The organism is Enterococcus sp. R12, assembly GCF_058135755.1.
Map to the genome: position 1 here is coordinate 216,762 of NZ_CM176874.1, position 26,505 is coordinate 243,266.

The 26,505-nt window shown below is 44.7% G+C and carries 23 protein-coding genes; 19 read left to right on the plus strand and 4 right to left on the minus strand.

Annotated elements, in window-relative coordinates; translation table 11 throughout:
* Positions 1-152: 152 nt before the first annotated feature.
* Complete coding sequence (locus ACTW1R_RS01020; RefSeq protein WP_270290005.1) at positions 153-1,103, minus strand: HNH endonuclease; 951 nt, start codon at positions 1,101-1,103, stop codon at positions 153-155.
* 456 nt (positions 1,104-1,559) lie between these two features.
* On the opposite strand from ACTW1R_RS01020, the gene ACTW1R_RS01025 reads away from it, so the two are divergent.
* The 4 genes from ACTW1R_RS01025 (at position 1,560) to ACTW1R_RS01040 (ending at position 7,231) form a co-directional block, all read left to right on the plus strand.
* A complete protein-coding gene (locus ACTW1R_RS01025; RefSeq protein ID WP_270290006.1) occupies positions 1,560-3,326 on the plus strand; it encodes a DUF2264 domain-containing protein in 1,767 nt (588 codons plus the stop codon).
* Complete coding sequence (locus ACTW1R_RS01030; RefSeq protein ID WP_142965099.1) at positions 3,301-4,128, plus strand: DUF7402 domain-containing protein; 828 nt, start codon at positions 3,301-3,303, stop codon at positions 4,126-4,128. Before ACTW1R_RS01025 ends, ACTW1R_RS01030 begins: the two co-directional genes overlap by 26 nt.
* Before the next feature lie 150 nt (positions 4,129-4,278).
* Entirely contained in the window at positions 4,279-5,442 is a 1,164-nt protein-coding gene (locus tag ACTW1R_RS01035) for a glycoside hydrolase family 88 protein (protein ID WP_270290008.1), read from the plus strand.
* Positions 5,443-5,455: 13 nt separating this feature from the next.
* Complete coding sequence (locus ACTW1R_RS01040; protein WP_087626766.1) at positions 5,456-7,231, plus strand: glycoside hydrolase family 35 protein; 1,776 nt, start codon at positions 5,456-5,458, stop codon at positions 7,229-7,231.
* 24 nt (positions 7,232-7,255) lie between these two features.
* Here ACTW1R_RS01040 and ACTW1R_RS01045 read toward each other — a convergent pair whose 3' ends face one another.
* Entirely contained in the window at positions 7,256-7,963 is a 708-nt protein-coding gene (locus ACTW1R_RS01045) for a GntR family transcriptional regulator (RefSeq protein ID WP_087626767.1), read from the minus strand.
* 229 nt (positions 7,964-8,192) lie between these two features.
* Here ACTW1R_RS01045 and ACTW1R_RS01050 point away from each other — a divergent pair, with 229 nt between their 5' ends.
* The 3 genes from ACTW1R_RS01050 (at position 8,193) to ACTW1R_RS01060 (ending at position 10,838) form a co-directional block, all read left to right on the plus strand.
* Complete coding sequence (locus ACTW1R_RS01050) at positions 8,193-9,116, plus strand: PTS sugar transporter subunit IIAB (RefSeq protein WP_087626768.1); 924 nt, start codon at positions 8,193-8,195, stop codon at positions 9,114-9,116.
* Positions 9,117-9,256: 140 nt separating this feature from the next.
* Positions 9,257-10,045 (plus strand): PTS mannose/fructose/sorbose/N-acetylgalactosamine transporter subunit IIC, encoded by a 789-nt coding sequence (locus tag ACTW1R_RS01055; RefSeq protein WP_005226797.1) that lies wholly within the window; start codon positions 9,257-9,259, stop codon positions 10,043-10,045.
* A complete protein-coding gene (locus ACTW1R_RS01060; RefSeq protein ID WP_034695281.1) occupies positions 10,029-10,838 on the plus strand; it encodes a PTS system mannose/fructose/sorbose family transporter subunit IID in 810 nt (269 codons plus the stop codon). The genes ACTW1R_RS01055 and ACTW1R_RS01060 overlap by 17 nt, the downstream gene beginning before the upstream one ends.
* A gap of 266 nt (positions 10,839-11,104) precedes the next feature.
* Here the strand turns inward: ACTW1R_RS01060 and guaA are convergent, their stop codons facing one another.
* The gene (gene guaA, locus ACTW1R_RS01065) at positions 11,105-12,670 is read right to left on the minus strand and encodes a glutamine-hydrolyzing GMP synthase (protein ID WP_008376418.1); all 1,566 of its coding nucleotides are present in this window, start codon (positions 12,668-12,670) and stop codon (positions 11,105-11,107) included.
* An 80-nt stretch (positions 12,671-12,750) separates the two neighbouring features.
* A complete protein-coding gene (gene coaA, locus ACTW1R_RS01070) occupies positions 12,751-13,674 on the minus strand; it encodes a type I pantothenate kinase (RefSeq protein WP_005226828.1) in 924 nt (307 codons plus the stop codon).
* Between the two features lie 336 nt (positions 13,675-14,010).
* On the opposite strand from coaA, the gene ACTW1R_RS01075 reads away from it, so the two are divergent.
* From ACTW1R_RS01075 to deoD, 12 genes are all read left to right on the plus strand, one after another.
* Positions 14,011-14,616 carry a class I SAM-dependent methyltransferase gene (locus ACTW1R_RS01075; protein ID WP_005226831.1) on the plus strand — a complete coding sequence of 202 codons (606 nt, stop codon included), beginning with the start codon at positions 14,011-14,013 and terminating at the stop codon, positions 14,614-14,616.
* Between the two features lie 250 nt (positions 14,617-14,866).
* Positions 14,867-15,886: a LacI family DNA-binding transcriptional regulator gene (locus ACTW1R_RS01080; protein WP_005226832.1), complete on the plus strand. Its 1,020-nt coding sequence runs from the start codon at positions 14,867-14,869 to the stop codon at positions 15,884-15,886.
* A 123-nt stretch (positions 15,887-16,009) separates the two neighbouring features.
* Positions 16,010-17,311 carry a pyrimidine-nucleoside phosphorylase gene (locus tag ACTW1R_RS01085; RefSeq protein ID WP_005226834.1) on the plus strand — a complete coding sequence of 434 codons (1,302 nt, stop codon included), beginning with the start codon at positions 16,010-16,012 and terminating at the stop codon, positions 17,309-17,311.
* 13 nt (positions 17,312-17,324) lie between these two features.
* Entirely contained in the window at positions 17,325-17,987 is a 663-nt protein-coding gene (deoC, locus tag ACTW1R_RS01090; RefSeq protein ID WP_005226835.1) for a deoxyribose-phosphate aldolase, read from the plus strand.
* Between the two features lie 54 nt (positions 17,988-18,041).
* Positions 18,042-18,440 carry a cytidine deaminase gene (locus ACTW1R_RS01095; protein WP_005226837.1) on the plus strand — a complete coding sequence of 133 codons (399 nt, stop codon included), beginning with the start codon at positions 18,042-18,044 and terminating at the stop codon, positions 18,438-18,440.
* A 63-nt stretch (positions 18,441-18,503) separates the two neighbouring features.
* Positions 18,504-19,622: a BMP family lipoprotein gene (locus tag ACTW1R_RS01100; protein ID WP_015508805.1), complete on the plus strand. Its 1,119-nt coding sequence runs from the start codon at positions 18,504-18,506 to the stop codon at positions 19,620-19,622.
* A 137-nt stretch (positions 19,623-19,759) separates the two neighbouring features.
* The gene (locus ACTW1R_RS01105; RefSeq protein WP_005232559.1) at positions 19,760-21,370 is read left to right on the plus strand and encodes an ABC transporter ATP-binding protein; all 1,611 of its coding nucleotides are present in this window, start codon (positions 19,760-19,762) and stop codon (positions 21,368-21,370) included.
* A complete protein-coding gene (locus ACTW1R_RS01110; RefSeq protein WP_005226844.1) occupies positions 21,363-22,514 on the plus strand; it encodes an ABC transporter permease in 1,152 nt (383 codons plus the stop codon). Before ACTW1R_RS01105 ends, ACTW1R_RS01110 begins: the two co-directional genes overlap by 8 nt.
* Positions 22,514-23,467 (plus strand): ABC transporter permease, encoded by a 954-nt coding sequence (locus ACTW1R_RS01115; RefSeq protein ID WP_005232556.1) that lies wholly within the window; start codon positions 22,514-22,516, stop codon positions 23,465-23,467. The genes ACTW1R_RS01110 and ACTW1R_RS01115 overlap by 1 nt, the downstream gene beginning before the upstream one ends.
* Before the next feature lie 193 nt (positions 23,468-23,660).
* A complete protein-coding gene (deoB, locus tag ACTW1R_RS01120) occupies positions 23,661-24,827 on the plus strand; it encodes a phosphopentomutase (RefSeq protein WP_015508806.1) in 1,167 nt (388 codons plus the stop codon).
* 10 nt (positions 24,828-24,837) lie between these two features.
* Complete coding sequence (locus ACTW1R_RS01125) at positions 24,838-25,656, plus strand: purine-nucleoside phosphorylase (protein WP_005226849.1); 819 nt, start codon at positions 24,838-24,840, stop codon at positions 25,654-25,656.
* Positions 25,657-25,681: 25 nt separating this feature from the next.
* Positions 25,682-26,386 carry a purine-nucleoside phosphorylase gene (deoD, locus tag ACTW1R_RS01130; RefSeq protein WP_005226852.1) on the plus strand — a complete coding sequence of 235 codons (705 nt, stop codon included), beginning with the start codon at positions 25,682-25,684 and terminating at the stop codon, positions 26,384-26,386.
* The last annotated feature ends 119 nt before the right edge of the window (positions 26,387-26,505 follow it).

Here is a 26,505-nt window from a genome sequence, read left to right on the forward strand (position 1 = left end):
GCTAGAATAAAAGTAAATAACGTCCAATAGTTACTCTAAAGAGAATTATTGAACGTTATATCAAAGATAATTAACTAAATTGAATTATAAAAAAGAATTTAGATTTTCAGTAAAGGAATAAAATCCTACTCTAAACACTCCATTTAGGGGGCTTATCCTATAAATATATTTTTTAAATGGTATGTTAAAAATTCTTTATTTAAATCTTCTCTTTTATATGTTAATTCCTTATTATGAAAAGGATTGTGCGGGTCTGTATGAATAATTTTTTGTGAGTGAACGTCTATTGCAATTGCCCCATAATCAAATTCAACATGGTGGTTGGGACAAAGTATAATAATGTTACTCTCTATATCTGGCCCTTGATGAATACCCCCAAGTTTTTTTAAATGATGTCCTTCGGAGTAATATTTTTCTTTGGACAATGAAATAGATTTACCGCAAATTTGGCATTGATTATTGTATTTTTGCTTCATTTTTTTAACAAGAGACGTGTCCCTAACAATCCTATCGATAGTTGTTTGAATCCGGGCAACCTTCCCACCACTTCCCACACTAAGAAGTTCTTCTGAATCGCCTTCACGTACAATATTTTCTGATCTCTGCTTGTTTTTTTCGTTATAGTAGATAGGTTTTTTTATATAAGGAGTTAAGATTTCTAATAGCTCATTGCTAACAGGCGCCAAGTATTTCTGGGCGGGTTGCATTCGCACACCTGTTTCCGTATAAAAAGATTTTTGAGGCGCTATCGCTTTTAATGCGTCTTTGTTCTGATCGATAACTTCCTGTAAAAAAACTTTGTCTTGAAATTCTGTGTAGTGCTTTAAGGGGATCTGATAGTATTCGTCATATCCAACCCAATTAGCTGGGATCGGTGGCGGGCTTGATAAGATTTTATAGGAACCAGCAACTTGAGAACATCCCCATAATCTATGATTGATATTTCTTTTTTTGTCTTTGATAGAATGTAGAATCATATCCCCCTCTTTGGGTTTCCTCATAATCGTGTTCCATGATGAAGCTACAGGACTCCATAAAACCTCTCCTAGCTCCCAACCTTCTCCTCCATGGATGGGATTAGACAATTCAATATATACGGCCATCTGCGCACTCCTTTCTGATATTATGGATATTTATTCAAATAACGGATTCTATTTTATTATAGACAATCATTCTTCTTTCGTCATGTCTATTTGAATAACAGTTTTATTTTGTCTTTAAGGTATTGTTAATCCTTAGAAATATTCGAATTAAAAAAATGTGAGAAATATTTATTAATCGATAGATATTTATAATATAATTTCTAGGAAATTTTTATGAAAAAAATCGTGGGATTACTGATGAATTATCATATATTCCTCATTTTATCTAAGTTAACTTTCGCCATTTCTCCAATCACTTTCCCATAGCTTCAATTCCTCTTTTTTTGTTAACAGGTTAAGTCTAAAATCCCTCGAAATCTTTTCTCATTTTTCAGCAGTATTGCCAGTAGAAGATCGCTTGATAAAAAAGCCGTTGCTTGCTATTCTGTTCTGTAAATTGATAGAAGGAGATGGCGTATGAAGCAAATGGCAATCAAAGAGAATCCGTTTTTGACGCGTCTGGACTATCAGCGGGCATTGGAAGACATGATCACTCCTTTGCAAGCAGCGATCTTGGCAGATGACTATCTAGGATTGAATCTAGGTAGCAGTGGGGCCGTATATGATCGAACACGAGCTGAGATGGAAGCGCTTGTGCGTCCTTTGTGGGGGCTGGCGCCTTATTGGAGGGTTTGCCCAGATGATCCGTTACGAGCAGCTTACGTAGAAAAAGTGATAGCAGGGACAGATCCTGAACACGCGTTTTACTGGGGAAGGATCACGGATTATGATCAATACATCGTGGAAGCAGCCGCATTGTCATTGACCCTATTGTTGCAAAAGGACGCTTTTTGGACAGCGTTGCCGCAGAAGAACCAGCGAAAGCTAGTGGCTTGGCTTTCCCAAGCACTTGAGTGCAAGATTCCTAAGAACAACTGGACATTCTTCAAAGTGTTGATACGCGTTGCCTTGTTTCACTGTGGGGAACCGTTGGCAAAAGAAGCATTGTCCCAAGAGTTGGCATTGATCGATTCCATGTACGTTGGCGATGGTTGGTACGTAGACGGGAAAACGACGCAGCGAGATTACTACATTCCTTTTGCGTTTCATTATTACGGCTTGATTTACGCTACATTTATGCAAGACGAAGATCCAGAATGGGCGCAGCGTTTTAAAGAGCGAGCCACGCTATTTGCGCAAGACTTCGTCTATTATTTTGATGAAGATGGCGAAGCCTTGCCCTATGGCCGCAGCCTGACTTATCGGTTTGCGCAAGGGGCGTTTTTCTCGGCACTGGTTTTCGCAGACGTCGAAGCGATCCCATGGGGACAGGTGCGAGGACTACTGGCGAAGCACTTGCGCAATTGGATGGCACAAGAAATTTTCACTTTCGATGGTCGCTTGTCCATCGGGTACCACTATGAAAATCATGTAATGGCAGAAGGGTATAATGCACCAGGCTCGCCTTATTGGGGGCTGAAGACCTTTTTGCTTTTAGCGGTCGCAGAAACGCATCCTTTTTGGCGGGCTGAACCTGAGCCAATCAAAAGAGAGCCGCAAAAACGGATTGAAAAAGGCAATATGTTGCTGGTGCACAATGAAAAAAGCCATCATCTGTTGGGGTATCCTGCAGGCTTGATGCTTGAACAGCAAGCCCATGCTCAAGCAAAATACAGCAAATTCGTCTATTCGAGCAAATTTGGTTTCAGTGTGCCGAAAGCTGGCGTCACGTATGCCGAAGGCGCCTTCGATAGCACATTAGCTATTGCTCGAGATGGCAGCTATTTTCGCACGAAGGGCGCAGTCAGGGATTATCGAGTGACGGAAAAAGGGGTCTTTTACCAATGGGCACCCTTTGAGGAGGTAGTGATTGAAACTGAGATTTTTCCCTTTGGTCAGTGGCATGTGCGCGTGCACGAGTTGACGACGACGATTTCGTTGGACCTCCGTGAGGGCGGGTTTAGTGTACCGCTGACTGGACAGTTGCCTCAGGCCCAAACAGGACCGACCTGGAGTCGAGTCAGTGAAGGAGGCTTTTGTTCTCAAATCATCAACATCGAAGGCTATCAACAAGCCAGTATTGTTCAGCCAGAAGCCAATACCTCTGTCTTTTTTCCAAGAACTAGTTTTCCATACTTAGCACAACATATTCCACCAGGGAAGCACCGTTTGATTTGTTTAGTCGGTGGTATCGTAGAAAAAGAAAGGAGCGATCCAAATGATTACGCTAGCAATAAAAAATAAGCAGGACCAGGTGATCGTCGGTCGCATCGACCATGAAAAAGAACCCGCGCCGTTTCAAGTTTCTGGTGATGATTTGGCCGTATTAGCCATTAAAAACTATCCCTATGAGGAAGGGGATAAGATCGTCGTTGAGGTGACGGGGGAAAATCCGTATTATGTCCTTCAGCTTGATGAAACCTTAGCACCATCACTGATCTATCTTTCCCAATCCACTTGGGAATATCAGATCCCTTGGACGGAATCTCATCGAAAGTCCTCGGTGGAAACGGCCTTTGCCTCGCAGCGCCATCACCTGATGGTGCGTAAAGCCCATGCGTTTGAGATCACGAATTATCAAAATTTATCCTTCAATGCCCATGATCAAAAGTCAGCGACAGGGGCGTATCCTCATGCTTCAGCGAATGTGGAGACGCGAGATGATTCCGTCTTTTTTGCCAAGAATGCGATCGATGGAAAATATGGCAACCGATCCCACGGTTCGTATCCGTTTGCTTCTTGGGGCATCAATCAGCAAGCCGATGCTGCATTGACCATTGATTTTGGTCGTCCCGTCTTGATCGATCGGGTTCGTTTTCTATTACGGGCAGATTATCCCCATGATAGCTATTGGACCAAAGGGACCTTGGTCTTTGCTGATGGAGAAGAGCTGGTGGTGGAAACGACAAATACGGCGTCATTTCAAGAAGTTCGTTTTCCGAAAAAAGAAACGACTAAGCTAACCTATAAAGAGCTGCAAAAAGCAGAGGATGATTCCCCATTTCCAGCTCTTACACAAATCGAAGTATTTGGTTGGAACTGTTAAAAAAAAGAGGACAAGAGCATGACAGGTCTGCATTTGTGGGCAGTTGTCATGCTCTTTTTTTAGGAATCAATGAAGGAAGGTCGCTTTTTTTGTTCGTTTACGTTATAATGATTTCAGTTAATATGTTAACAAGTTAAGAGGAGGGTAAACATGCGTCTGCATGAGAACAAACAACGCTTGATCCTGTTAGGAGAAAAAGTGACCGATGTGTGGTTAGCGGATAAAATCACCGCGTGCATCCAACAGATCGAAAAAAATAGTCAGCGCTTTGGCACACAGTTTCCTTCAGCCTGTGCCACCAATGGCAAATATCGGCTGAAAGGCAACGATGATTGGACCAATGGCTTTTGGACCGGGATGTTGTGGCTCGCCTATGAGTGGACCAAAGAGAAGAACTTTTTGACGCGAGCAATGGAGAATATCGACAGTTTTCAAACGCGCTTAGACGACCATTTTGTATTAGATCATCATGATATTGGATTTTTATATAGCTTATCTGCCGGTGCGGGCTACAAGATCACTGGCGATGAACACTGCAAGCAAGAAGTCATTCAAGCAGCAGATGTTTTGTTGGCACGTTTTCAAGAAAAGGGGGAATTTATTCAAGCTTGGGGCACTTATGGCGACCCACAAGAATACCGCTTGATTATTGATTCGCTACTGAACTTGCCGCTTTTATTTGCAGCAACCCAATTATCGGGAGAGACTCGTTACGCAGAGGCCGCGAGTAAGCATTATCAGACAGTGCGAAAGACTGTCATCAAAAATGACGCCACCACCTTTCATACGTATTATTTCGATCCTGAAACGGGGCAGCCAAGTCACGGTGCGACGCATCAAGGAAACAGCGACCAATCGATTTGGGCACGAGGGCAAAGCTGGGCGATTTTAGGGCTTCCTTTGAATGAAAGCTACTTGCATAGCCAGCCTTTTCCAGAAAATTATCCGCAGATCGTGGATGTGTTTTTGGCTCATTTACCCGCAGATCTCGTGCCGTATTGGGACTTTGATTTTAACGACCAACATCCTGCTGAAAAAGACAGCTCAGCTTTAGCGATCGCGGCTTGTGGCTTGTTGGAAGCAGAGAAAATGGAGGCATATCCTGATGCCCAAAAAATCGCTAAAGGGATGCTTTACCAATTAGGCGAGCAGTATGCAGCGAGCCAAGTGCCAGAAAATGAAGGCTTATTGCTGCATGGTGTGTATGCTCATGCGGAAGGCAAAGGCATCGATGAACCCAATCTTTGGGGAGACTATTTCTATTTAGAAGGATTGATCCGATTGGCATTGCCTAATTGGCAAAGATACTGGTAAAGGGGAAGACGACATGCGAACGTTTGAGATAAAAGAAGATTTTTTGTTAGATGGAAAACCAATCAAATTGATCAGCGGAGCGATCCATTATTTCCGCATGACACCGGCGCAATGGACAGATAGCCTCTACAATCTAAAAGCACTGGGAGCCAACACAGTTGAGACCTACATTCCTTGGAATCTCCACGAACCTCGTGAAGGAGTCTACGACTTTGAAGGAATGAAAGACATCTGTGCTTTTGTAAAGCAAGCCCAAGCGCTAAGCTTGATGGTCATTTTGCGGCCTTCCGTCTACATTTGTGCTGAATGGGAATTTGGCGGGTTGCCAGCTTGGCTGTTAAACGAACCGATGCGGTTGCGCTCAACCGACCCACGCTTCATGGCAAAGGTGCGCAACTATTTCCAGGTCTTGCTGCCAAAGCTTGTGCCGTTGCAGATCACCCATGGGGGTCCAGTGATCATGATGCAGGTGGAGAATGAGTACGGCTCTTATGGAATGGAAAAAGCGTATTTGCGCCAAACCAAAGAGTTGATGGAAGAATGCGGCATCGATGTACCCTTGTTTACTTCAGATGGGGCATGGGAAGAAGTCTTGGACGCTGGGACATTGATTGAAGACGACGTCTTTGTCACAGGCAATTTCGGCAGTCGTTCCAAGGAAAATGCGGCTGTGATGAAAGAGTTTATGGCAAAACATGGCAAAAACTGGCCCATCATGTGCATGGAATATTGGGATGGCTGGTTCAACCGCTGGGGGGAGCCGATCATCAAGCGAGACGGTCAAGACTTAGCCAATGAAGTCAAAGAGATGTTAGCAGTCGGCTCCTTGAATCTCTACATGTTCCATGGAGGCACGAACTTTGGTTTTTCCAATGGCTGTTCCGCTCGGGGGGCGCTGGATCTACCACAAGTGTCCAGCTATGATTACGATGCTTTACTGACAGAAGCAGGAGAACCTACCGACAAATACTATCAGGTACAAAAAGCCATAAAAGAAGCCTGTCCCGAAGTGTGGCAAGCCAACCCACGGACCAAGCAATTAGCGGCATTAGGAACCTTTCCCATCGAAAACAGTGTCTCGTTACTGGCCATCAAAGACCAGCTGATGGCACCGCAAGAAAGCATGTATCCTCTAACAATGGAAGCTGCCAGCACAGGCTACGGCTATTTGCTCTATTCGGTTCAGTTAAAAAACTATCATCGAGAAAACAAATTAAAAGTGGTAGAAGCTAGCGATCGGCTGCATATTTTTACCGACGGCCAATTACAGGCGATCCAATACCAAGAGACGCTAGGTGAGGAGCTGTTGATCCAAGGGACACCTGATAAAGAAACCATCGAGCTAGATGTCTTAGTAGAAAACTTAGGGCGCGTGAACTACGGGTTTAAATTGAATGGGCCTACGCAAGTCAAAGGTATTCGTGGGGGCATCATGCAAGATATTCATTTCCATCAAGGCTATCGTCATTACCCATTGACGCTTTCCGCAGAGCAGCTACAAGCCATCGATTATCAAGCAGGAAAAAATCCGACACACCCCTCCTTTTATCAAACGACCTTCAGGCTGACAGAGGTAGGAGATACGTTTATCGATTGCCGTGGGTATGGCAAAGGCGTCGTTATCGTCAATGGCATCAATCTTGGTCGCTATTGGCAACGTGGCCCCGTGCATTCCTTATACTGTCCGAAAGAATTTTTGAAAAAAGGCAGCAACGAAGTCGTGGTATTTGAAACCGATGGCGTGGAGATCAAGGAACTCGTTTTCTGTGAACAACCTGTCGTAGAATAAAAAACTAGAAGTAGAGACCCAAATTTATGCGGGCTCTACTTCTATTTTTGTTTTGAAATATTTCCAATGCTTGTAGCTGACGATGTATTCAGCGACACTTCCATCTGCTAAATAGGAGTGCTTGACTTGTTTGACCGCAGGCTCTCGGAAGCTCAGTAGCAATAAGTTCAACAATTCAGCGTCATCAGGAAAGACGATTTCGTTGGTTTCAACAGAAGCCAATGAGAAAAGGTCGATCGCAAAGTCTTTTCGGACCCGCTCATAAACACTGGCATATCGGTTGAGGTTTTTGGCGATCGGTTCTTTCATCAGCTTCTTCGGCAAATGAGTGATGTGAACCAAGAAAGGAACATCGCCAAAATAGCGGACCCGTTTGATTCGGTAGTAGGAAGCACTGGCAGCCAAGCCTAATTCTTTCAAAATCTCAGGGTCATTTCCTTCTTCCACCGCAAGAACCTTGACCTTTTCTTGGTCTAGTGAATGCAGCTCAATGTCGGAAAACTTCACACTCTGAGATACTTTTGCTTTTGAAACAAAGGTTCCTTTGCCTTGGATGCGATACAGATAGCCAGCACTCGTCAATTCATTCAACGCTTTGACTGCCGTGATCGAACTAACAGAATACATCCGCTTGATATCCGCCTCTGAATAAAACTTATCACCGGGAATGAATTTATGGTCTTTGATTTCTTGTAAAAGATCTTGCTTGATCTGCTCATACTTTGGCAACACAGTGGTTTCCCTCCATTCCATATGAATACATCAAGCATAACATGTTAAATCCTTTCCTGCCACTTAATTATTGTAGAAAATTCGTTGTTTTCCAGTCTGTACAGGCCTAAAAAATAAAATTCAATATGTTAAGATATTAGGTTTACGGATGGCTTGCCATGTGGTATAGTATGCTTACAAGGAACATAACATGTTAAGTAGGGCGACCTACGGAGTAGGAGGGAAATTAGTGGAAAACATTGTATTGATCAGTCATGGAGGCATGGCAGAAGGGGTCAAAAGCAGTCTGGAGATGATCGTAGGCCAACAAGCAAACGTTCACACCGTTTCATTACGACCAGATAGTGACAATCTGCAGTTTGAAAAAGAATTGAACGAGAAAATGAAAGCCCTTAACGGTTCAACATTGATTATTGCGGATCTATTAGGAGGAACCCCGTGCAACGTTGCAGTCAAGAATTATTTAGAGGATGACGAAGTGGCGATTTTCGCTGGAATGACATTGTCCGTAGTGATCGAGGCAGTCGTCAATCAACGAGCGACGATCAACGAGCTGCTTTGCTTAGCCAAAGAAAACATCGTTGATGTCAAAGCAGGGATGAACCAGGCAGAACAAGAAATTTTAGAAGAAAAGCAAGAGGAATTAGGGGATTACAGTGCGTATGCTGGGCAAGAAAATATCGTCAATAGTCGGATCGATGAGCGCTTGATCCACGGACAAGTCGCCGGTATCTGGTCCACCAGTTTAAACACGCAACGGATCATCGTGGCCAATGATGAAGCCGCCGCAGACCCATTACAAAAATCTTCTTTACGAATGGCAGCGCCAACTTCGATGCGACTTTCCGTCCTTCCAGTGGCAACTGCAGCCAAGAATATTCGCGCTGGTCGTTACGGCAAGCAACGGTTGTTTTTACTTTTCAAAAATCCCCAAGATGTTTTGCGTTATATTGAAGCAGATGGACCGATCAAAGCGATCAACGTCGGCAACATGAGCTACAAAGAAGGCGCACGGGAAGTGACCAAAAGCATTCAAGTGCTGCCAGAAGAAGAGCCGATCTTTGAAGCGATCGCCGCAAAAGGAATCACCGTCACGGCACAGCTTGTACCCAATGAACCATCGATCGACTTTATGAAGAAATTACGAGGGTAAATCAGGCAGCGCTTCGATCGAGGAGAATATGTAGCGGAAGATTTGTCAAAAAACGAGTGTTTTTCACGATTTATCTGAGGCGACACAACGATCGATAACCAGCCAGTTAAGACTCGTTCATACAATTAGGAGGAAAATTCATGCATTTAGCAGCGTATCAAATCATTCTTATTACTGTTTATGCTTTTATTGCTATTAATGATTCACTTATTTCCAATACGTTGACCCAACCAGCGATCGCCGGAATGATTTCTGGAATGATCATGGGGGACTTGAAGACCGGTTTGATGGTCGGTGGGACCTTGCAGTTGATGCGTTTAGGGATCGCCGCATTTGGTGGTGCATCCGTCCCAGATTATTTTACCGGCGCAGTACTGGGGACAGCGTTTGCCGTGATCTCAGGAAACGGCGCGGAATACGGCATCGGCTTAGCAGTTCCAGTGTCCTTACTGATGCTGCAACTGGACGTCGTGGCTCGTTTTTGTAACGTATTTCTACTACACCGAATCGATAGAGCCATCGACAACATGCAAGTCAAACGAATCCCACGGTTAGTTTTATCGGGTTCTTTCTTATGGGGATTGTCACGGGCGATTCCGATTTTATTGATGCTTTTAGCTGGAGATGCAGTCGTTACGACGATTACCGATAACACGCCAGAATGGCTGATGACTGGACTAAAAACCGCTGGTGGCGTCTTGCCAGTCGTCGGGGTAGCGATCTTATTGCGCTACTTGCCAACAAAGCACTACATTCCTTATTTGTTATTAGGCTTCTTTTTAGCTGCGTATCTGCAAGTCCCAATGCTCGGCGTTTCCATCATTGGGCTCGTAGCAGCAATGTTAGTCTTTAAACGAGATAGCGAAAAAGGCACCGTTGCAACGGCAGCTGCTGGAGATTTTGAAGGAGGATATGATGGCGATGAGTGATCAAAAACTGACAAAAAAAGAGTTGAATACCATTAGCTGGCGCTATATTTTGGCAAGCCAATTAAACTGGAACTATGAGCGAATGATGAGTTCAGGTTACCTTTACGGCATCCTGCCCGTCTTGAAAAAATTCTATGGCCACGATGAAGCTCAGCTACAAGATATGCTGCGGACCCACAATCAATTTTTCAATACCAATGCGATCTTTGGGAACTTGATCATGGGGATCGATGTCGCGATTGAAGAACAAGACGGACACAAAGCCAAAGAAACGATCATCGCCTTGAAAACGGCCTTGATGGGTTCCTTGGCCGGTGTCGGTGACTCCTTGTTCCACGTGATTTGGGGAACAATCTTTGGCTCTGTTGCCGGCACATTGGCGCAAAATGGTTCCGTCGTTGGCTGTGTCATCTGGATCATCGCCAACATCGCGTTACTTTTCGGTCGGGCAGCGTTGCTACCTCTAGGTTACAAACAAGGGGTCAAATTAGTGACGACCTTGAAAGACAAATTATCGGCCTTCACCAATGCCGCAACCGTTTTAGGGGTTACAGTAATTGGTGCCTTGATTCCCTCTGTGGTCAAAGCAACTGTTCCTTTTGTCTATAAAAAAGACGGTGTCGAATTAGTGATCCAAGACACGTTGGATGCCATCTTGCCATCCCTTGTACCTATCTTGCTCGTCTTGCTGACCTACTGGATGCTAGGCCAAAAGAAACTAAATTCCACTCGAGTAATTTGGATCATCTTGATCTTATCGATCGTTTTGAGTGCGTTTGGTATTTTGGGTTAGAATTAGCAGTAACAACTGATAGATAAGAATATGTAAATAGAAAAAGAGTGTGGAATATTTTTCCGCACTCTTTTTTTATAAAATAATTTGTACGTTTTTACTCGTAAAGAATTTAGTTCAATTGGAAACATAGAAAAAAATAAAATTGGTCATTCCCTTTTTGCTCGTCTACTAATATTTTGATGTGTATTGAATATCTGTTGGAAAGAATCAAAATAAAAAAAGACAGAAACCCTTGATACAGAGGGTTTCTGTCTTTTTGAAGATTATTCCCACTCCACAGTAGCAGGTGGTTTGCTCGTAATATCGTACACGATCCGATTGACGTGTGCGACTTCGTTGACGATGCGGACACTGATTTTTTGTAGGACTTCCCATGGGATGCGGGCAAAGTCAGCGGTCATGCCATCGATTGAAGTGACTGCACGGATGCCGACGGTATAATCGTAGGTCCGGCCATCACCCATGACACCGACGGAGCGGATGCCTGGTAAGACGGTAAAGTACTGCCAAATGTCGCGGTCTAAGCCGGCATTTGCGATTTCTTCCCGCAAGATTGCGTCCGAGTCGCGGACGATCGTTAGTTTTTCTTCTGTTAATTCGCCAAGGACACGAATGCCTAGACCTGGTCCAGGGAATGGTTGGCGCCATACGATACTGTCTGGCATGCCAAGCTGGGTTCCTAACTCACGGACTTCGTCTTTGAACAAGGTGTTCAATGGTTCGATCAATTTGAATTGCATGTCTTCAGGTAAACCACCTACATTGTGGTGTGATTTGATGGTTTGAGCAGTCTCGGTCCCTGATTCGATGACGTCGGTATAAAGGGTTCCTTGGGCAAGGAAAGAAACGCCTTCTTCGCCAGCTAGTTTGGTTGCTTCATCATCGAAGACGTACACGAATTCATTTCCGATGATCTTGCGTTTTTCTTCAGGATCAGAAACCCCAGCAAGTTTTGATAGGAAACGTTCTTTGGCATCAACTTTGATGATGTTCAAGCCGAATTTGCCGCCTAAGCTTTCCATTACTTGCTCGGCTTCGCCTTTACGCAAGAGGCCGTGGTCAACAAAAATACAAGTCAGCTGATCGCCGATCGCTTTTTGTAAAAGAACACCAACGACAGAAGAATCGACCCCGCCGGAAAGACCAAGCAAGACTTTTTTGTCGCCCACTTGTTCGCGGATTTTTGCGATTTCCATATCGATGAAGTTGTCCATTGTCCAATCACCTGTACATTGACAAACGTCAATGGCAAAGTGACGCAATAAGTCGTTGCCGTATTCTGAATGGCGAACTTCTGCGTGGAATTGGATACCGTACATTTTGCGCTCGGCATCTTGGATAGAAGCAATCGGGCAATCTTTGCTCGTTGCCACGACATCAAAGCCTGCAGGTGCTTGAGTGACCAAGTCCCCGTGGCTCATCCACACGGTTTGGGTTGCGGGCGTGTTTTGGAAAAGGGCCGCTGCATCAGAAGTGACTTCCAATTCTGCTTTGCCGTATTCACGGTTTTTGGCAGGTTCAACTTTTCCGCCTAATTTATAAGTAATCAACTGCATGCCGTAACAGATCCCTAAAACTGGGATGCCTAACTCAAAAATTTTCTCGTCGATGCCGAAAGAGTTCTCGTCGTAGACGCTGTTTGGTCCGCCAGATAAGATGATCCCTTTTGGGTTCATCGCTTTTACTTCTTCAGCGGTAATGCGGTGGCTCAATAATTCTGAGAAAACACCGAACTCACGAATACGGCGTGTAATCAGCTGGTTGTACTGACTACCGTAATCAAGTACGATAATTTTTTCGACGTTTGGCAAAGTGTCAACGTTTGTCACAATAAATTACCTCAATTCTTTTAGTTTTTATTGAAAAAAGGCTGGGCCTTTTCAACAGCATAATCATAAAAATGAAGCGGTCAATACTTGCGCAAGAACACTTCATCGATCAAATGGTGCTTTGTTTTATGAAGAATTATATCGGCTCTGCTGCGTGTAGGCAAGATATACTCGTGTAAATTCTTTAAATTCACATTTTTCCATACTTCTTTTGCCATTTTAATCGCTTCCTTGCGATCCCCGATCGCATATTGGTAATAATAATTGCTGGGATCTTGAAAGGCCGTGTCTAGTAATGATTCAAATCGTTCCAAATACCATTTTTCGATCAGTGCTGGTTGGGCATCCACGAAAATTGAAAAATCAAAAAAGTCACTGATATAGATTTGTTGGTTGGCAGGCAGTTGCAGGGTATTGATGCCTTCCACGATCAAGATATCTGGTTGACTGATCGTTTCATACGTATCAGGAATAATATTGTAGACTTCATGGGAGTAGACGGGGATCTGAATGTCTGGTTCTCCTGATTTGACCGCATTCAAAAAGTTGATCAAGGCTTCCATGTCATAACTTTCTGGAAATCCTTTGCGATTCAAGCTGCCGCGTTCCTCCAAGACTTCGTTCGGGTACAAAAAGCCGTCAGTGGTGATCAGTTGGACGGTTCTACGGGGAAACAAACGGGCCAACAAATTTTGGACGAGCCGTGCGGTGGTGCTTTTGCCGACGGCGACACTTCCAGCGATGCCGATGATAAAAGGCGGCATTTTGACGTAGCGGTGTAAAAAGAGTCCCTTGCTGAGGGTCAATGATTCAAACTCTTTCATATAAAGATGGATCAGATGGCACAAAGGCACGTAAACATCTTCCACATCTTGGACCGAGATCCGGTCGTTCAAACTTTTGATATTATCCAATTCTTCTTGAGTGAAAGGCATCATGCCGTTCGTATAAAACCCTTGCCATTGCTCACGAGGAATTTGATAAAAATTCATGGTTTCTTGCATAGTAGGCTCCTTTTTTGCGGCATCATCGGTTTCTGTTAGAAGCGACGGGCCACTGTTCGAAAGTATTTTACCATAGAAACTTGCGGAACTTGAAAAAAAGACATGATTTCCTTTGCAGAAACAACAAAAAACTGTTTTTTCGTTGTTTTTTTTGCTGGGCGTTTACTTCTGACTGTTTTTCGGTATGATTAGAAAGAAGCAGCAGACAAATCTTGCAGGGCTTTTTTACTGGTGATTTCACTATGTTCACTTGTTCGAATAGAAGAAACAAGGAAAAACTAGTAGAAACCAGTAGAAAAAACAAGCGAAGAGGAAATAGAAGAAAGGAGCATAACCATGAGTAATCATTACTATACAGAAAATCCTGATACGGCCCATGATTTTGAGCAGTGGTCGTTTGAATTAAGAGGAAAGAACTTTCATTTTGTGACAGATAGCGGGGTGTTTTCCCGTGACACGGTGGACTATGGCTCGCGGGTGTTGATCGATGCGTTTGAGTGGGGGGAGCTACCAGAAGGAAGTCTGCTGGACGTTGGGTGCGGCTATGGACCTGTTGGCTTAGCGTTAGCTTATGCGAGTCAACGACCTGTCGAGATGATCGATATCAATCAGCGGGCAGTGGATTTGGCAAAAGGCAATGCCCAGCGTAACGGCATTGAACAGGTAGATATCCATCAATCCAATATCTATGCCCAATTAAATCAACCTGCTTATGCGGCGATCCTCAGCAATCCGCCGATTCGGGCAGGAAAAGAAGTCGTTCATGAGATTTTGACGGGGGCGTTTCCTTTGCTTAAAGCAGGCGGGACTTTAACGATCGTGATCCAAAAGAAACAAGGGGCGCCGAGTGCTCAAAAGAAAATGCAAGAGACCTTTGGCAATGCCGAAATCATCAAAAAAGACAAAGGCTATTACATCATTCAAAGCGTAAAAGAAGCGTAGCTGCTCCTTGATTCTCAACAGATCAAAGGTATCGCCAAGACAAGCACTGGTTAGCGGCAACTAGACCAGTTGGTTTCTCAAAAAGCCTGTTGTCATCAGCCTTTGGAGCAATCGCAGCTCCGCTAAAAGAGCTGTCTGTATCATCGGGCCATTTTTGATCAACGAAAAAGAAAGTCGCACACTTGTTGAAAGTGTGCTATTTTTTTTGAGAAAAATTTGCTACACTTTAGGCAAGAGAGGAGAGAAGCAGATGAAATTGACGATTAAACAGATTGCTGAAATGGCTGGCGTCTCTGTCACGACCGTGTCGCAGATCCTAAACAATAAAGGCAGCCGTTTTAGTGAAGAAACCCGAAAGCGGGTCTTAGATATCGTAAATAAATATCACTATAAGCCGGATTTTTTTGCTTCGAATCTTATCAACCGCCATTCAAAAACGATCGGAATGATCGTGCCTGATGTGACGGATTTCTTTTTCTCTAAAGTCATTGAAGGGGCGGAAAGTTATTTCAATCCACTAGGTTACATGCTAGTGTTATGCAATTCGCGCCACAGCCAAGAAAAAGAGGTTCAATATTTGAATGAACTGTCTCATCGTTCGGTAGATGGCATCTTATTAGCGACGCCGCATTTGCTGCCAGAGGATTATTCCTTGAAGAGCGGGTTCTTTGATGACCGACCAATTATTTTAGTTGATCGTGGGATCAATCAGCGGGACAATGGTCGTTTGATCGTGAAAGAATACGAAGGCGCCTACCAAGCCGTCAGCTATTTGATCAAAAATGGTCACCGCAACATTGCGATGCTCAAAGAAATCACCGGCTACTATCAATTAGAGGAACGGTTCAATGGCTATCGCCATGCCTTAAAGGATCATCAGATCCCTTTTAAAGGCCGATATGTAGAAAATGCTGAATTAACGGTTACCGGCGGGTACGAAGCAACGAAGGAATTATTGAAGTACAAAGAGATCACAGCGTTCTTCTGTGGCAACGATGCCATGGCGATCGGCTGTTATCAAGCGATTTATGAGGCGGGCAAAAAAGTACCAGAAGACTACTCGGTGATCGGCTTTGATGCCTTGAAATTATCGGAATACATCACACCACCGCTTACCACGGTCATGCAGCCGACTTTTGAGATCGGGTTTACCGCAGCGAAGTTTTTAGTGGACGCCATTGAGTTTCCGACACGGCGAATTCCAAATAAGATTTTTGATACAAAATTAATTATTCGTGAGAGCGTGAAGACATTGACAAGCGAGAAATAATGCGGTATATTTCTTCTTGTAAGTGTTTTCATAGTTTTGCGATATTTAGTAAACTGTTTTACTAAAGTGGTTTACCCTACGAAAAATTATTGTATAATGTTAAAGGAAGCGAGGGTCATTTCGATGCGAATGGTGGATTTAATTGAAAAGAAACGTGACGGCAAGTCATTGACGAAGGAAGAAATTGACTACATTGTAACTGCGTATACTGAAGGAAGTATTCCAGATTATCAAATGAGTGCCTTGTTGATGGCTATTTTTTATGTAGATATGACAGATGAAGAGATCACGAACTTAACGCTAGCAATGGCAAATTCTGGTGAAGTGATCGACCTATCCTCAATTGAAGGAATCAAAGTCGATAAGCATTCGACGGGCGGTGTTGGTGATACGACCACATTGATCTTAGCGCCCTTAGTGGCTAGTGTTGGCGTACCAGTTGCGAAAATGTCTGGGCGCGGCTTAGGCTATACTGGTGGGACGTTAGACAAGCTTGAAGCGATCCCTGGATTTAAAATCGAGCTTTCTGAAGCCGACTTTATCCGATTAGTCAACGAAAGCAAAGTGGCCGTGATCGGTCAATCAGGAGATTTAGCTCCTGCAGACAAAAAACTGTATGCCTTACGAGATGTGACGGCAACGGTTAGTTCGATCCCATTGATCGCCAGCTCGATCATGAGTAAAAAAATCGCGGCAGGTGCCGATGCGATCGTGTTAGATGTAACCACAGGCGATGGCGCCTTTATGAAAAACTTGGAGGATGCCAAACGCTTAGCCCAAACGATGGTCCGCATCGGAAAATTGGCAAATCGCCAAACGATGGCAGTCATTTCTGATATGTCACAGCCTTTAGGGGAAGCGATCGGCAACAGTTTGGAAGTGGTGGAAGCCATTGAGACACTGCAAGGAAAAGGACCGAAAGACTTGGAAGAAATGTGCTATGCACTGGGCAGCCAAATGGTCGTTTTAGCGAAAAAAGCTGATTCATTGGAAGAAGCACGCCAACTGTTGGAAGAAGCCCTGCATTCGGGCAAAGCGTTAGAAAAATTCAGACAGATGATCACAGACCAAGGCGGAGACGCTACAGTGATCGATGACCCGAGCAAGATTTTGACAGCGAAATATGAAGTGGAAGTCCCAGCGAAAACTAGCGGCGTGGTGACGAAATTAGTTGCCAATGAGCTAGGGATCGCGGCGATGATGTTAGGGGCAGGTCGTAAGACCAAAGACGAAGACATCGACCATGCCGTGGGCATCAAATTGCATAAGAAAGTTGGCGAATCCGTAAGCAAAGGGGAATCGCTATTGACGATCTATAGCAATACCGAAGCAATCGAGGATGTCAAAGCATTGATCGACCAAAATATTGAAATTGGGGAAGATGGCGCAGAACCGCCATTGATCCATGACATTATTACAGAATAAGGAGCGAATAAAAATGGAATTGAATCGCATGATCGACCACACGATTTTGAAAGCAGACGCAACGGAGGAAGATGTTTTACGAATCATCGAAGAGGCAAAAACCTATCACTTCTATTCTGTCTGCATCAATCCAACGTGGGTTTCATTAGCAGCAGAAAAATTACAAGGCGAACCAACGGCTGTTTGTACCGTGATCGGTTTTCCTTTAGGGGCAAACACATCTGAGGTCAAAGCTTATGAAACAACAGATGCGATCAAAAACGGCGCAGATGAAGTCGATATGGTAATCAACGTAGGTGCCTTGAAATCAAAACAATACAAAAAAGTTCAAGCAGACATCGAAGCAGTCGTTGAAGCAGCCAAAGACAAAGCGCTTGTCAAAGTAATCATTGAAACAGCGTTATTAGACAACGAAGAAATCGTCAAAGCCTGTGAATTAGCCAAAGCAGCTGGTGCAGATTTCGTGAAAACCTCAACTGGCTTTTCAACTGGTGGGGCAGTCGTTGAAGATGTTCGCTTGATGCGTGAAACAGTAGGACCAGAAATGGGTGTCAAAGCTTCCGGTGGTATCCACAACGAAGCAGAAGCTGCAGCTATGGTCGAAGCGGGCGCAAACCGCTTAGGAACAAGCGCAAGTGTTGCCATCGTGACTGGCTCAACAGGTGCTGGCTACTAAGCTTAGCATTATTAAGTAAAGTAGCAAAAAATAAAAATAAGAGCGGGGAAGACAATGACAATAGCGAAAAAAGAGTGGATCGACACCGCCGTTTCCGCCTTAGATAAAGCGTATGTGCCGTACTCTAAGTTTCCGGTCGGTGCTTGTCTCGTTGCCAAAAATGGTACGATATATCAAGGGATCAACATTGAAAATGCCTCATATGGCTTAACAAATTGCGCAGAACGAACCGCTTTTTTCAAAGCCGTTTCTGAAGGCGAAAAAGAGTTTCAACATTTGGTTGTGGCGGGTCATACGCCAGAACCGATCTCTCCTTGCGGTGCTTGCCGCCAGGTCATGGTGGAATTTTGTGCGCCAGATATGCCGGTGACCTTAGTCGGCGATGATGGTGTCATCAAAGAAACCACGGTAGAAGGCCTATTGCCTTATTACTTCACGAACAAAGATTTATAAACCATGTTCATTCAGTCGATGCGGCTGTTGAAAAAAACTATATTTTTAGGGGGCTTTACAGCAATGAAAAAAGCAAAATTATTTAGTTTAGGTATTGTTGCAGTAGCTGGGTTGACTTTACTTGGTGCTTGTGGCGGAGGAAATTCAGGTTCAACTGATTCAACTGGCGGAGGTTCTGCAGACGGTACGACTGATGCAGCGCATAGTGTCGCAATCGTTACCGATATCGGTGGGGTGGATGACCGTTCATTCAACCAATCAGCGTGGGAAGGCTTAGAAGCATGGGGTGAGGAACACGGGATCGCTCGCGGTGCTGGTGGTTATGACTACGTGCAATCAAATGAAGCTTCAGAATACACAACCAACGTAAATGGTGCCGTTCAAAATGGTTTCAAAACAGTTTTCGGTGTAGGTTACTTATTGAAAGATTCAATCGCAGCAGCAGCTGACCAAAACCCTGATACACAATTCGGGATCATCGATGATGTGATCGAAGGCAAAGACAACGTTGTTTCAGCAACATTTAAAGATAACGAAGCAGCTTACTTAGCTGGTTTTGCCGCAGCGTATACAACCAAAACAAACAAAGTCGGCTTCATCGGTGGTGAAGAAGGCGTCGTTATCGACCGTTTCGAAGCTGGTTTCATGAAGGGCGTTCAAGACGCAGCTGAAAAATTAGGCAAAGAAATCACGGTTGATCCTCAATATGCAGCATCATTTGGTGATCCTGCTAAAGGGAAAGCATTGGCAGCTTCAATGTACCAAAGTGGCGTTGACGTAATCTTCCACGCATCTGGTGGTACTGGTGCAGGTGTCTTCCAAGAAGCAAAAGCAATCAATGAACAATTGAACGAAGCAGACCTAGAAGACAAAAAAGTTTGGGTCATCGGTGTAGATAGCGATCAACAAGACGAAGGAAAATACACAACTGCTGACGGCAAAGAAGATAACTTCACATTGGCTTCAACATTGAAAGGTGTTGGCGCAGCGGTACAAGATATCTCAACTCGTGCGTTAGAAGACAACTTCCCTGGCGGCGAACATATTGTTTACGGCTTGAAAGATGGCGGTGTAGACATTACTGAAGGATTCCTTTCAGATGATGCCAAAGCAGCGATCGAAACAGCGAAACAAGACGTGATCGACGGCAAAGTAGAAGTACCAGAAACACCTGAAAAATAAAGTTGTTCTTTTCGGTTATCTTGCCCTAGTTTAGGGCAAGATGATCGTCATTGGATTACTATGTTGATGAAAGCTACGGGTTTTCATGAGGATAGTAATCATCCTAAGCAATAGCAATTATTTTTTTGACATGACGAATGGTTTGTATAAGCGAATTAGAAAGTAAGGATGTGAGTAATTTGGCTGAGGAAAAATATGTTGTAGAAATGCGTCATATCACCAAAGAGTTTGGAACGTTCAAAGCCAATGACGATGTCAACTTGCAAGTAAGGCCAGGAGAAATCCACGCATTGCTTGGTGAAAATGGAGCGGGCAAGTCGACCTTGATGAATATGCTGTCAGGATTATTGGAACCAACATCTGGTGAAATCTGGATGAATGGTGAAAAAGTGAATATCACGAGCCCGACCGCAGCAAACAAATTGGGGATCGGTATGGTGCATCAGCATTTCATGCTGGTAGACGCCTTTACTGTAACAGAAAATATCATTTTGGGGAGCGAACCACATCATCTCGGTGTGTTAGATCGCAAGAAAGCCCGCAAAGAAATCAAAAAAGTTTCTGAACAATATGGTTTATCGGTTGATCCAGATGCTTATGTGCGTGACATCTCTGTCGGGATGGAGCAACGGGTAGAGATCTTGAAGACTCTTTACCGCGGCGCAGATGTACTGATTTTTGATGAACCAACGGCAGTTTTGACACCGCAAGAAATCGAAGAGCTGATCGAGATCATGCGCGGATTGGTGCGTGAAGGCAAATCGATCATCTTGATCACCCACAAACTGGATGAGATCAAAGCGGTGGCAGACCGTTGTACAGTTATCCGTCGGGGACAAGGGATCGGCACCGTCAATGTCAAAGACGTCAGCTCGCAACAGTTGGCCGATATGATGGTTGGTCGTTCTGTGTCCTTCAAGACACCGAAGAAAGAAGCGTCACCAAAAGAAGTCGTGCTTTCTGTTGAAAACTTAGTCGTAAAAGAAAACCGTGGCTTAGAAGCAGTCAAAAACTTAAGCTTAGAAGTACGTGCAGGTGAAGTATTGGGGATTGCTGGGATCGATGGCAATGGGCAATCAGAGCTGTTACAAGCCATCACTGGTTTACGGAAAGTCGAAAGCGGCAAGGTCTTGCTGAATGGTGATGACATCACTAACTTCAAGCCTCGGAAAGTCACCGAAGCCGGCGTTGGTCATGTGCCAGAAGACCGCCATAAATACGGACTTGTCTTGGATATGATGTTATCAGAAAACATCGCCTTGCAAACCTACTACAAAAAACCTTTGAGTAATGCAGGTGTCTTGGATTACGGAGAGATCAACGAGTTTGCTCGTGATTTGATTCAAGAATTTGACGTACGAACAGTCAACGAGATCGTACCAGCACGGGCATTGTCCGGCGGGAATCAACAAAAAGCGATCATCGCACGAGAAATCAGCCGCGATCCTGATCTATTGATCGTTGCCAATCCGACCCGTGGGTTGGATGTTGGAGCGATCGAATTTATCCACAAGCGCTTGATTGAACAGCGGGATAAGTTCAAAGCGGTATTGTTAGTCAGCTTTGAATTAGATGAAATTTTGAATGTATCAGACCGCATTGCTGTTATTCATGCTGGTGAGATCGTTGGGGTCGTTGATCCGAAAGAAACATCAGAGAAAGAGCTTGGCTTGTTGATGGCAGGGTACTCCTTGGAGGAAGCAAGACGAGAGCTGCAAATGGAGGAAGTAGGTGGTTCGGTTGAATAACCGCAAAGAAAAGATCCGCAATATATTAGTGCCGATCATCGCTGTCTTGTTGGGATTCGTCCTTGGCGGGATCATCATGGCGGCCTTCGGCTATAGCCCGATCACAGGGTATACACAAATGTTTCGGACCGTTTTTATCAACGGACAAACAGGTGGGTTAAATGCCCGCAACATTGGTGAGATTTTTGTTACAGCAGGACCATTGATCTTTACCGCTCTGGGGTTTGCCGTTGCAAACTCAGCCGGATTCTTCAATATCGGTCTTTCTGGTCAAGCGCTAGCAGGTTGGGTTGCCAGTATCTGGGTCGCACTAGCGATGCCAGATGCGCCTCGGTTGGTGGTCTTGCCATTAGCCGTGATCGTAGGGGCTTTATGCGGGGCGATCGCAGCTGCGATTCCTGGTTTCCTACGGGCATTCTTTGGAACAAGTGAAGTCATCGTGACGATCATGATGAACTATATCTTGCTTTATACGGGGAACCATTTAGTCAATAATGTGATGAGCGAATCCATGATCACGACAAAAGGGGTCACAAAAATGGTGGGGGAAAATGCCTCCATGCAGACGCCGTTTCTAGCAAGCATCACGAGCAACTCTCGCTTGAACTTAGGGATCTTCTTAGCCTTGATCTTCTTAGTTTTGGTTTGGTTCTTGATGAAAAAAACCACTCTTGGTTATGAAATCCGTGCGGTGGGCTTGAACCCAAGCGCTTCTGAATATGCGGGGATGAGCAGCAAACGGACGATCATTATCTCCATGATCATCTCTGGAACGCTTGCTGGATTAGGTGGAGTCGTTCAAGGACTAGGAACGTTTGAAAACTTCTTCGTTCAAGGGTCATCATTGAGCATCGGGTTTGACGGTATGGCTGTATCCTTGTTAGGAAGCGGCTCATCGATCGGAATCTTGCTTTCAGCCCTCTTGTTCAGTATTTTGAAATTAGGTGGACAAGGCATGCAGTTTGCAGGTATTCCATCTGAATTAGTCGATGTCAATATCGCAATTATTATTTTCTTCGTAGCGATCAGTTTTGTGATTCGTTTCTTGTTGGCAAAAATCTTTGATGGCAAAAAAGAAGCGCTGGTCGTACAGGAGATTGAAGCCCAACCAAACGATCAAGATCAGGAAGGAGGAACCATCTAATGGATATTAGTTTAATTTCTTCGATCGTCACTCAAACATTGATTTATGCGTCTCCTCTGATTTTGACGGCGCTAGGTGGCGTGTTCTCAGAGCGCAGCGGGATCGTTAACGTGGGTCTTGAAGGAATCATGGTTATGGGTGCTTTTAGCTCGATTGTTTTCAATATTGAATTTGCGTCACAATTCGGTGCGTGGACACCGTGGTTAGGGATGCTCGTCGGCGGACTGGTCGGTGTGGTTTTCTCCTTGCTGCATGCGGTGGCAACCATCAACTTCCGTGCCGACCATATCATCAGTGGTACGGTGATGAACTTGATGGCACCAGCTTTGGCCGTGTTCTTAGTCAAAGCGATCTACAACAAAGGGCAAACGGATAACATCCAACGGACATTGGGGTATTTCAATTTCCCGATTCTTAAAGATATTCCTATCATTGGCCCGATTTTCTTTAATCAAACATTCTTACCGGCGTACTTCGCTATTTTGATCTCAGTGATCGCATGGTTCGTGATTTTCAAAACACGCTTTGGGTTGCGTCTTCGTTCTGTCGGTGAGCATCCACAAGCAGCGGATACCTTAGGGATCAATGTTTACGTGATGCGCTACTCAGGTGTCTTGATCTCTGGTTTCCTTGGCGGGATGGGCGGTGCCTTGTTTGCTCAATCGATCGCGGGTCGCTTTGCCGTGACAACGATCGCCGGTCAAGGGTTTATCTCGATGGCTGCGATGATCTTTGGTAAATGGAATCCACTTGGTGCGATGGGAGCTGCGATTTTCTTCGGTTTTGCGCAAAACATCAGTATCGTAGGTGGCCAACTGCCAATCATCTCTTCCATTCCAGCGGTTTACTTACAGGCTGCGCCTTATGCCTTGACGATCATCGTGCTCGTTCTTTTCCTTGGAAAAGCCGCTGGTCCGAAAGCTAACGGGAAGAACTACATTAAATCTAAATAATTTTTCAGTATGAAAGGGTGGGGCTATGGGACATGAATGTGTTGCTGTGTCCTGCCCTTTTTCTATCCTCTGGGTGAAAGGAACGCATCAGGAAATTTCCAAAGCAACCCAGCGCAATTTTTGCTTAAGTTTAGTATGATAGAGGTAGTAGATCCGCTTGTAAAAGCATAAAATAAAGAAAGTAGGGAATAGAATGTTTAAACGTGTACACTTGATCGTGATGGATTCAGTCGGAATTGGTGAAGCACCTGATGCGGCAGCTTTTGGTGATGTCGGTTCAGATACGTTAGGCCATATTGCAAAAGAAGCAGGCTTGACGATCCCTCACTTGGAACAATTAGGCCTAGGGACGATCCGTCCTTTAGAAGGCGTGAAGGCGGTAGCTGACCATGATGGGTATGCAACCAAATTGGAAGAAGTTTCCGTTGGGAAAGATACGATGACAGGGCACTGGGAGATCATGGGCTTGAATATCCAAAAACCTTTCCGCGTATTTCCCGATGGGTTTCCCGATGAATTGTTGCAACAGATCGAAGCGTTCTCTGGACGTAAAATCGTCTGCAATGCGCCGTATTCAGGGACAGCAGTCATTGATGACTTCGGCGAACATCAAATGAAGACAGGCGATCTGATCGTTTACACCTCGGCTGATCCAGTGTTGCAGATCGCCGCGCATGAGGAAATCATTCCATTAGAAGAATTGTATCGTATTTGTCAGTACGTCCGGGACATCACGAAAGATGAGCCATATATGATCGGCCGCATCATCGCGCGTCCGTATGTCGGTGAGCCTGGAAACTTTACTCGTACGAGCAATCGTCATGACTACGCACTCGATCCATTTGGCCATACAGTATTAGATTCCTTGAAAGAAGCTGGAAAAGACGTGATCGCCGTTGGGAAGATCAATGATATCTTCAACGGACAAGGAATCACCGATTCTGTACGGACGAAGAGCAATATGGACGGTGTGGATCAGTTACTGAAGGTGATGAAACAAGACTTTACGGGTCTAAGCTTTACGAACTTGGTCGACTTCGATGCGCTTTATGGTCACCGTCGCGATGTCGTAGGGTATGCCCATGCCATTGAAGATTTTGATTTGCGTATTCCAGAACTTTTAGAAGCAATGGGAGACGAGGATCTGTTGTTGATCACAGCTGACCACGGCAATGACCCAACCTTTACGGGAACGGATCACACGAGAGAATATGTGCCATTATTAGCGTACAGCAAGAAATTCCAAGGCCAAGGCAAATTGCCACAAGGCTATTATGCGGATATTTCCGCAACGATCGCTGAAAACTTTGGTGTTTCAGCTACAGAAAACGGAACAAGCTTTTTACAACATTTAAACTAGAGGTGATGAAATGACAACGTTACATGAGAAATTACAAGAAACAACGGCATTTATCCAAGAAAGCGGCGTCGGTGAAGTGGAATTTGGGTTGATTTTAGGATCTGGCTTAGGTGAATTAGCCGATGAGATCGAAAACCCAATCGTGTTGCCTTACAACGATATCCCGCATTTTCCTGTTTCGACAGTGGTCGGTCATGCAGGACAATTGGTCTATGGAACATTAGCTGGGAAAAAAGTCTTAGCGATGCAAGGACGATTCCATTATTATGAAGGCCATTCGATGCAGACGGTCACTTACCCCGTCCGTGTGATGGCGGCATTGAAAGCTCACTCTTTAGTCGTGACCAATGCCTGTGGCGGCGTAAACGAAAGCTTCCAGCCGGGAGACTTGATGTTGATCACCGATCAAATCAACTTTATGGGGGACAACCCACTGATTGGTGAAAACGAAGAAGAAATGGGGCCACGTTTCCCAGATATGAGCCAAGCCTACCATTTGCCTTATCGGGAAGCGGCACAAAAAGTTGGTGCATCAAAAGGATTGCACTTAAAAGAAGGCGTTTATATGGGCTTCTCAGGTCCTACGTATGAAACGCCAGCAGAGATCCGCTTTGCTCGGACGATCGGTGCCGATGCTGTCGGTATGTCGACTGTCCCGGAAGTGATCGTTGCTGTTCACAGTGGCTTGAAAGTCTTAGGTGTTTCTTGTATCACAAACTTGGCTGCTGGTATGCAAGCGAGCTTGAATCATGAAGAAGTCGTGGAAACGACGGAACGGGTCAAGGCAGAATTTAAAGCGTTGATCAAAGAAACGTTAGCAGTACTATAAAAAGCAGACCAAAGGAGAAAAACGAATGAGCGTTCATATCGAAGCAAAAGCAGGCGAGATCGCAGACAAAATCTTGTTACCAGGTGATCCACTGCGGGCAAAATATATTGCTGAAACATTTTTAGAAGACCCGATCTGTTACAACAACGTTCGGGGGATGTTGGGCTATACAGGCGTTTATAAGGGCGAGCGGGTCTCTGTCCAAGGAACCGGCATGGGCATGCCTTCAGCGAGTATCTATGCCCATGAATTGATCAACTCTTACGGCGTGAAGAAATTGATTCGGGTCGGTACGTGTGGTGCCATCTCAAAAGATGTCCACGTGCGTGATCTTGTGATTGCCCAAGCGGCAGCAACAAGTTCATCGATGGTAGCAAAAAACTTTCAAAGTTTCCATTTCCCACCAATCGCTGACTTTGCACTGTTGCGTAAAGCCTATGATACAGCGATTGAATCAGGATTTACGACTCACGTCGGTAACATCTTATCTGAAGATACCTTCTACAAAGATGACATGACGGAAACGTTACAGTTGGCAGACCTTGGGGTGATGGGTGTTGAGATGGAAGCCGCAGCCTTATACTATTTAGGGGCGAAATTCCACGTTCAAACTTTAGCGATCTGTACCGTCAGCGACCACATCATCACTGGAGAAGAAACAACGCCAGAAGAAAGACAAACGACATTTAACGACATGATCAAAGTTGGCTTAGAAACAGCGATCGCGTAAAAAAGATACCGCAGGATCGGTGCATGAACGATGCGAAGGCTGCTTGCTTTTGATAGAGCAAGCAGCCAAATCGTATTGGTTTGCATGCAACCGAGAATGTGTTATCTTTTTTTGTTGGC

Bases quoted from the DNA above. Each gene is read 5' to 3' on its own strand.
- ACTW1R_RS01020 (WP_270290005.1), bottom strand. From the start codon at position 1,103: ATGGCCGTATATATTGAATTGTCTAATCCCATCCATGGAGGAGAAGGT.
- ACTW1R_RS01025 (WP_270290006.1), top strand. From the start codon at position 1,560: ATGAAGCAAATGGCAATCAAAGAGAATCCGTTTTTGACGCGTCTGGAC.
- ACTW1R_RS01030 (WP_142965099.1), top strand. From the start codon at position 3,301: ATGATTACGCTAGCAATAAAAAATAAGCAGGACCAGGTGATCGTCGGT.
- ACTW1R_RS01035 (WP_270290008.1), top strand. From the start codon at position 4,279: ATGCGTCTGCATGAGAACAAACAACGCTTGATCCTGTTAGGAGAAAAA.
- ACTW1R_RS01040 (WP_087626766.1), top strand. From the start codon at position 5,456: ATGCGAACGTTTGAGATAAAAGAAGATTTTTTGTTAGATGGAAAACCA.
- ACTW1R_RS01055 (WP_005226797.1), top strand. From the start codon at position 9,257: ATGCATTTAGCAGCGTATCAAATCATTCTTATTACTGTTTATGCTTTT.
- ACTW1R_RS01060 (WP_034695281.1), top strand. From the start codon at position 10,029: ATGATGGCGATGAGTGATCAAAAACTGACAAAAAAAGAGTTGAATACC.
- coaA (WP_005226828.1), bottom strand. From the start codon at position 13,674: ATGCAAGAAACCATGAATTTTTATCAAATTCCTCGTGAGCAATGGCAA.
- ACTW1R_RS01075 (WP_005226831.1), top strand. From the start codon at position 14,011: ATGAGTAATCATTACTATACAGAAAATCCTGATACGGCCCATGATTTT.
- ACTW1R_RS01080 (WP_005226832.1), top strand. From the start codon at position 14,867: ATGAAATTGACGATTAAACAGATTGCTGAAATGGCTGGCGTCTCTGTC.
- ACTW1R_RS01085 (WP_005226834.1), top strand. From the start codon at position 16,010: ATGCGAATGGTGGATTTAATTGAAAAGAAACGTGACGGCAAGTCATTG.
- deoC (WP_005226835.1), top strand. From the start codon at position 17,325: ATGGAATTGAATCGCATGATCGACCACACGATTTTGAAAGCAGACGCA.
- ACTW1R_RS01095 (WP_005226837.1), top strand. From the start codon at position 18,042: ATGACAATAGCGAAAAAAGAGTGGATCGACACCGCCGTTTCCGCCTTA.
- ACTW1R_RS01100 (WP_015508805.1), top strand. From the start codon at position 18,504: ATGAAAAAAGCAAAATTATTTAGTTTAGGTATTGTTGCAGTAGCTGGG.
- ACTW1R_RS01105 (WP_005232559.1), top strand. From the start codon at position 19,760: ATGGTTTGTATAAGCGAATTAGAAAGTAAGGATGTGAGTAATTTGGCT.
- ACTW1R_RS01115 (WP_005232556.1), top strand. From the start codon at position 22,514: ATGGATATTAGTTTAATTTCTTCGATCGTCACTCAAACATTGATTTAT.
- deoB (WP_015508806.1), top strand. From the start codon at position 23,661: ATGTTTAAACGTGTACACTTGATCGTGATGGATTCAGTCGGAATTGGT.
- ACTW1R_RS01125 (WP_005226849.1), top strand. From the start codon at position 24,838: ATGACAACGTTACATGAGAAATTACAAGAAACAACGGCATTTATCCAA.
- deoD (WP_005226852.1), top strand. From the start codon at position 25,682: ATGAGCGTTCATATCGAAGCAAAAGCAGGCGAGATCGCAGACAAAATC.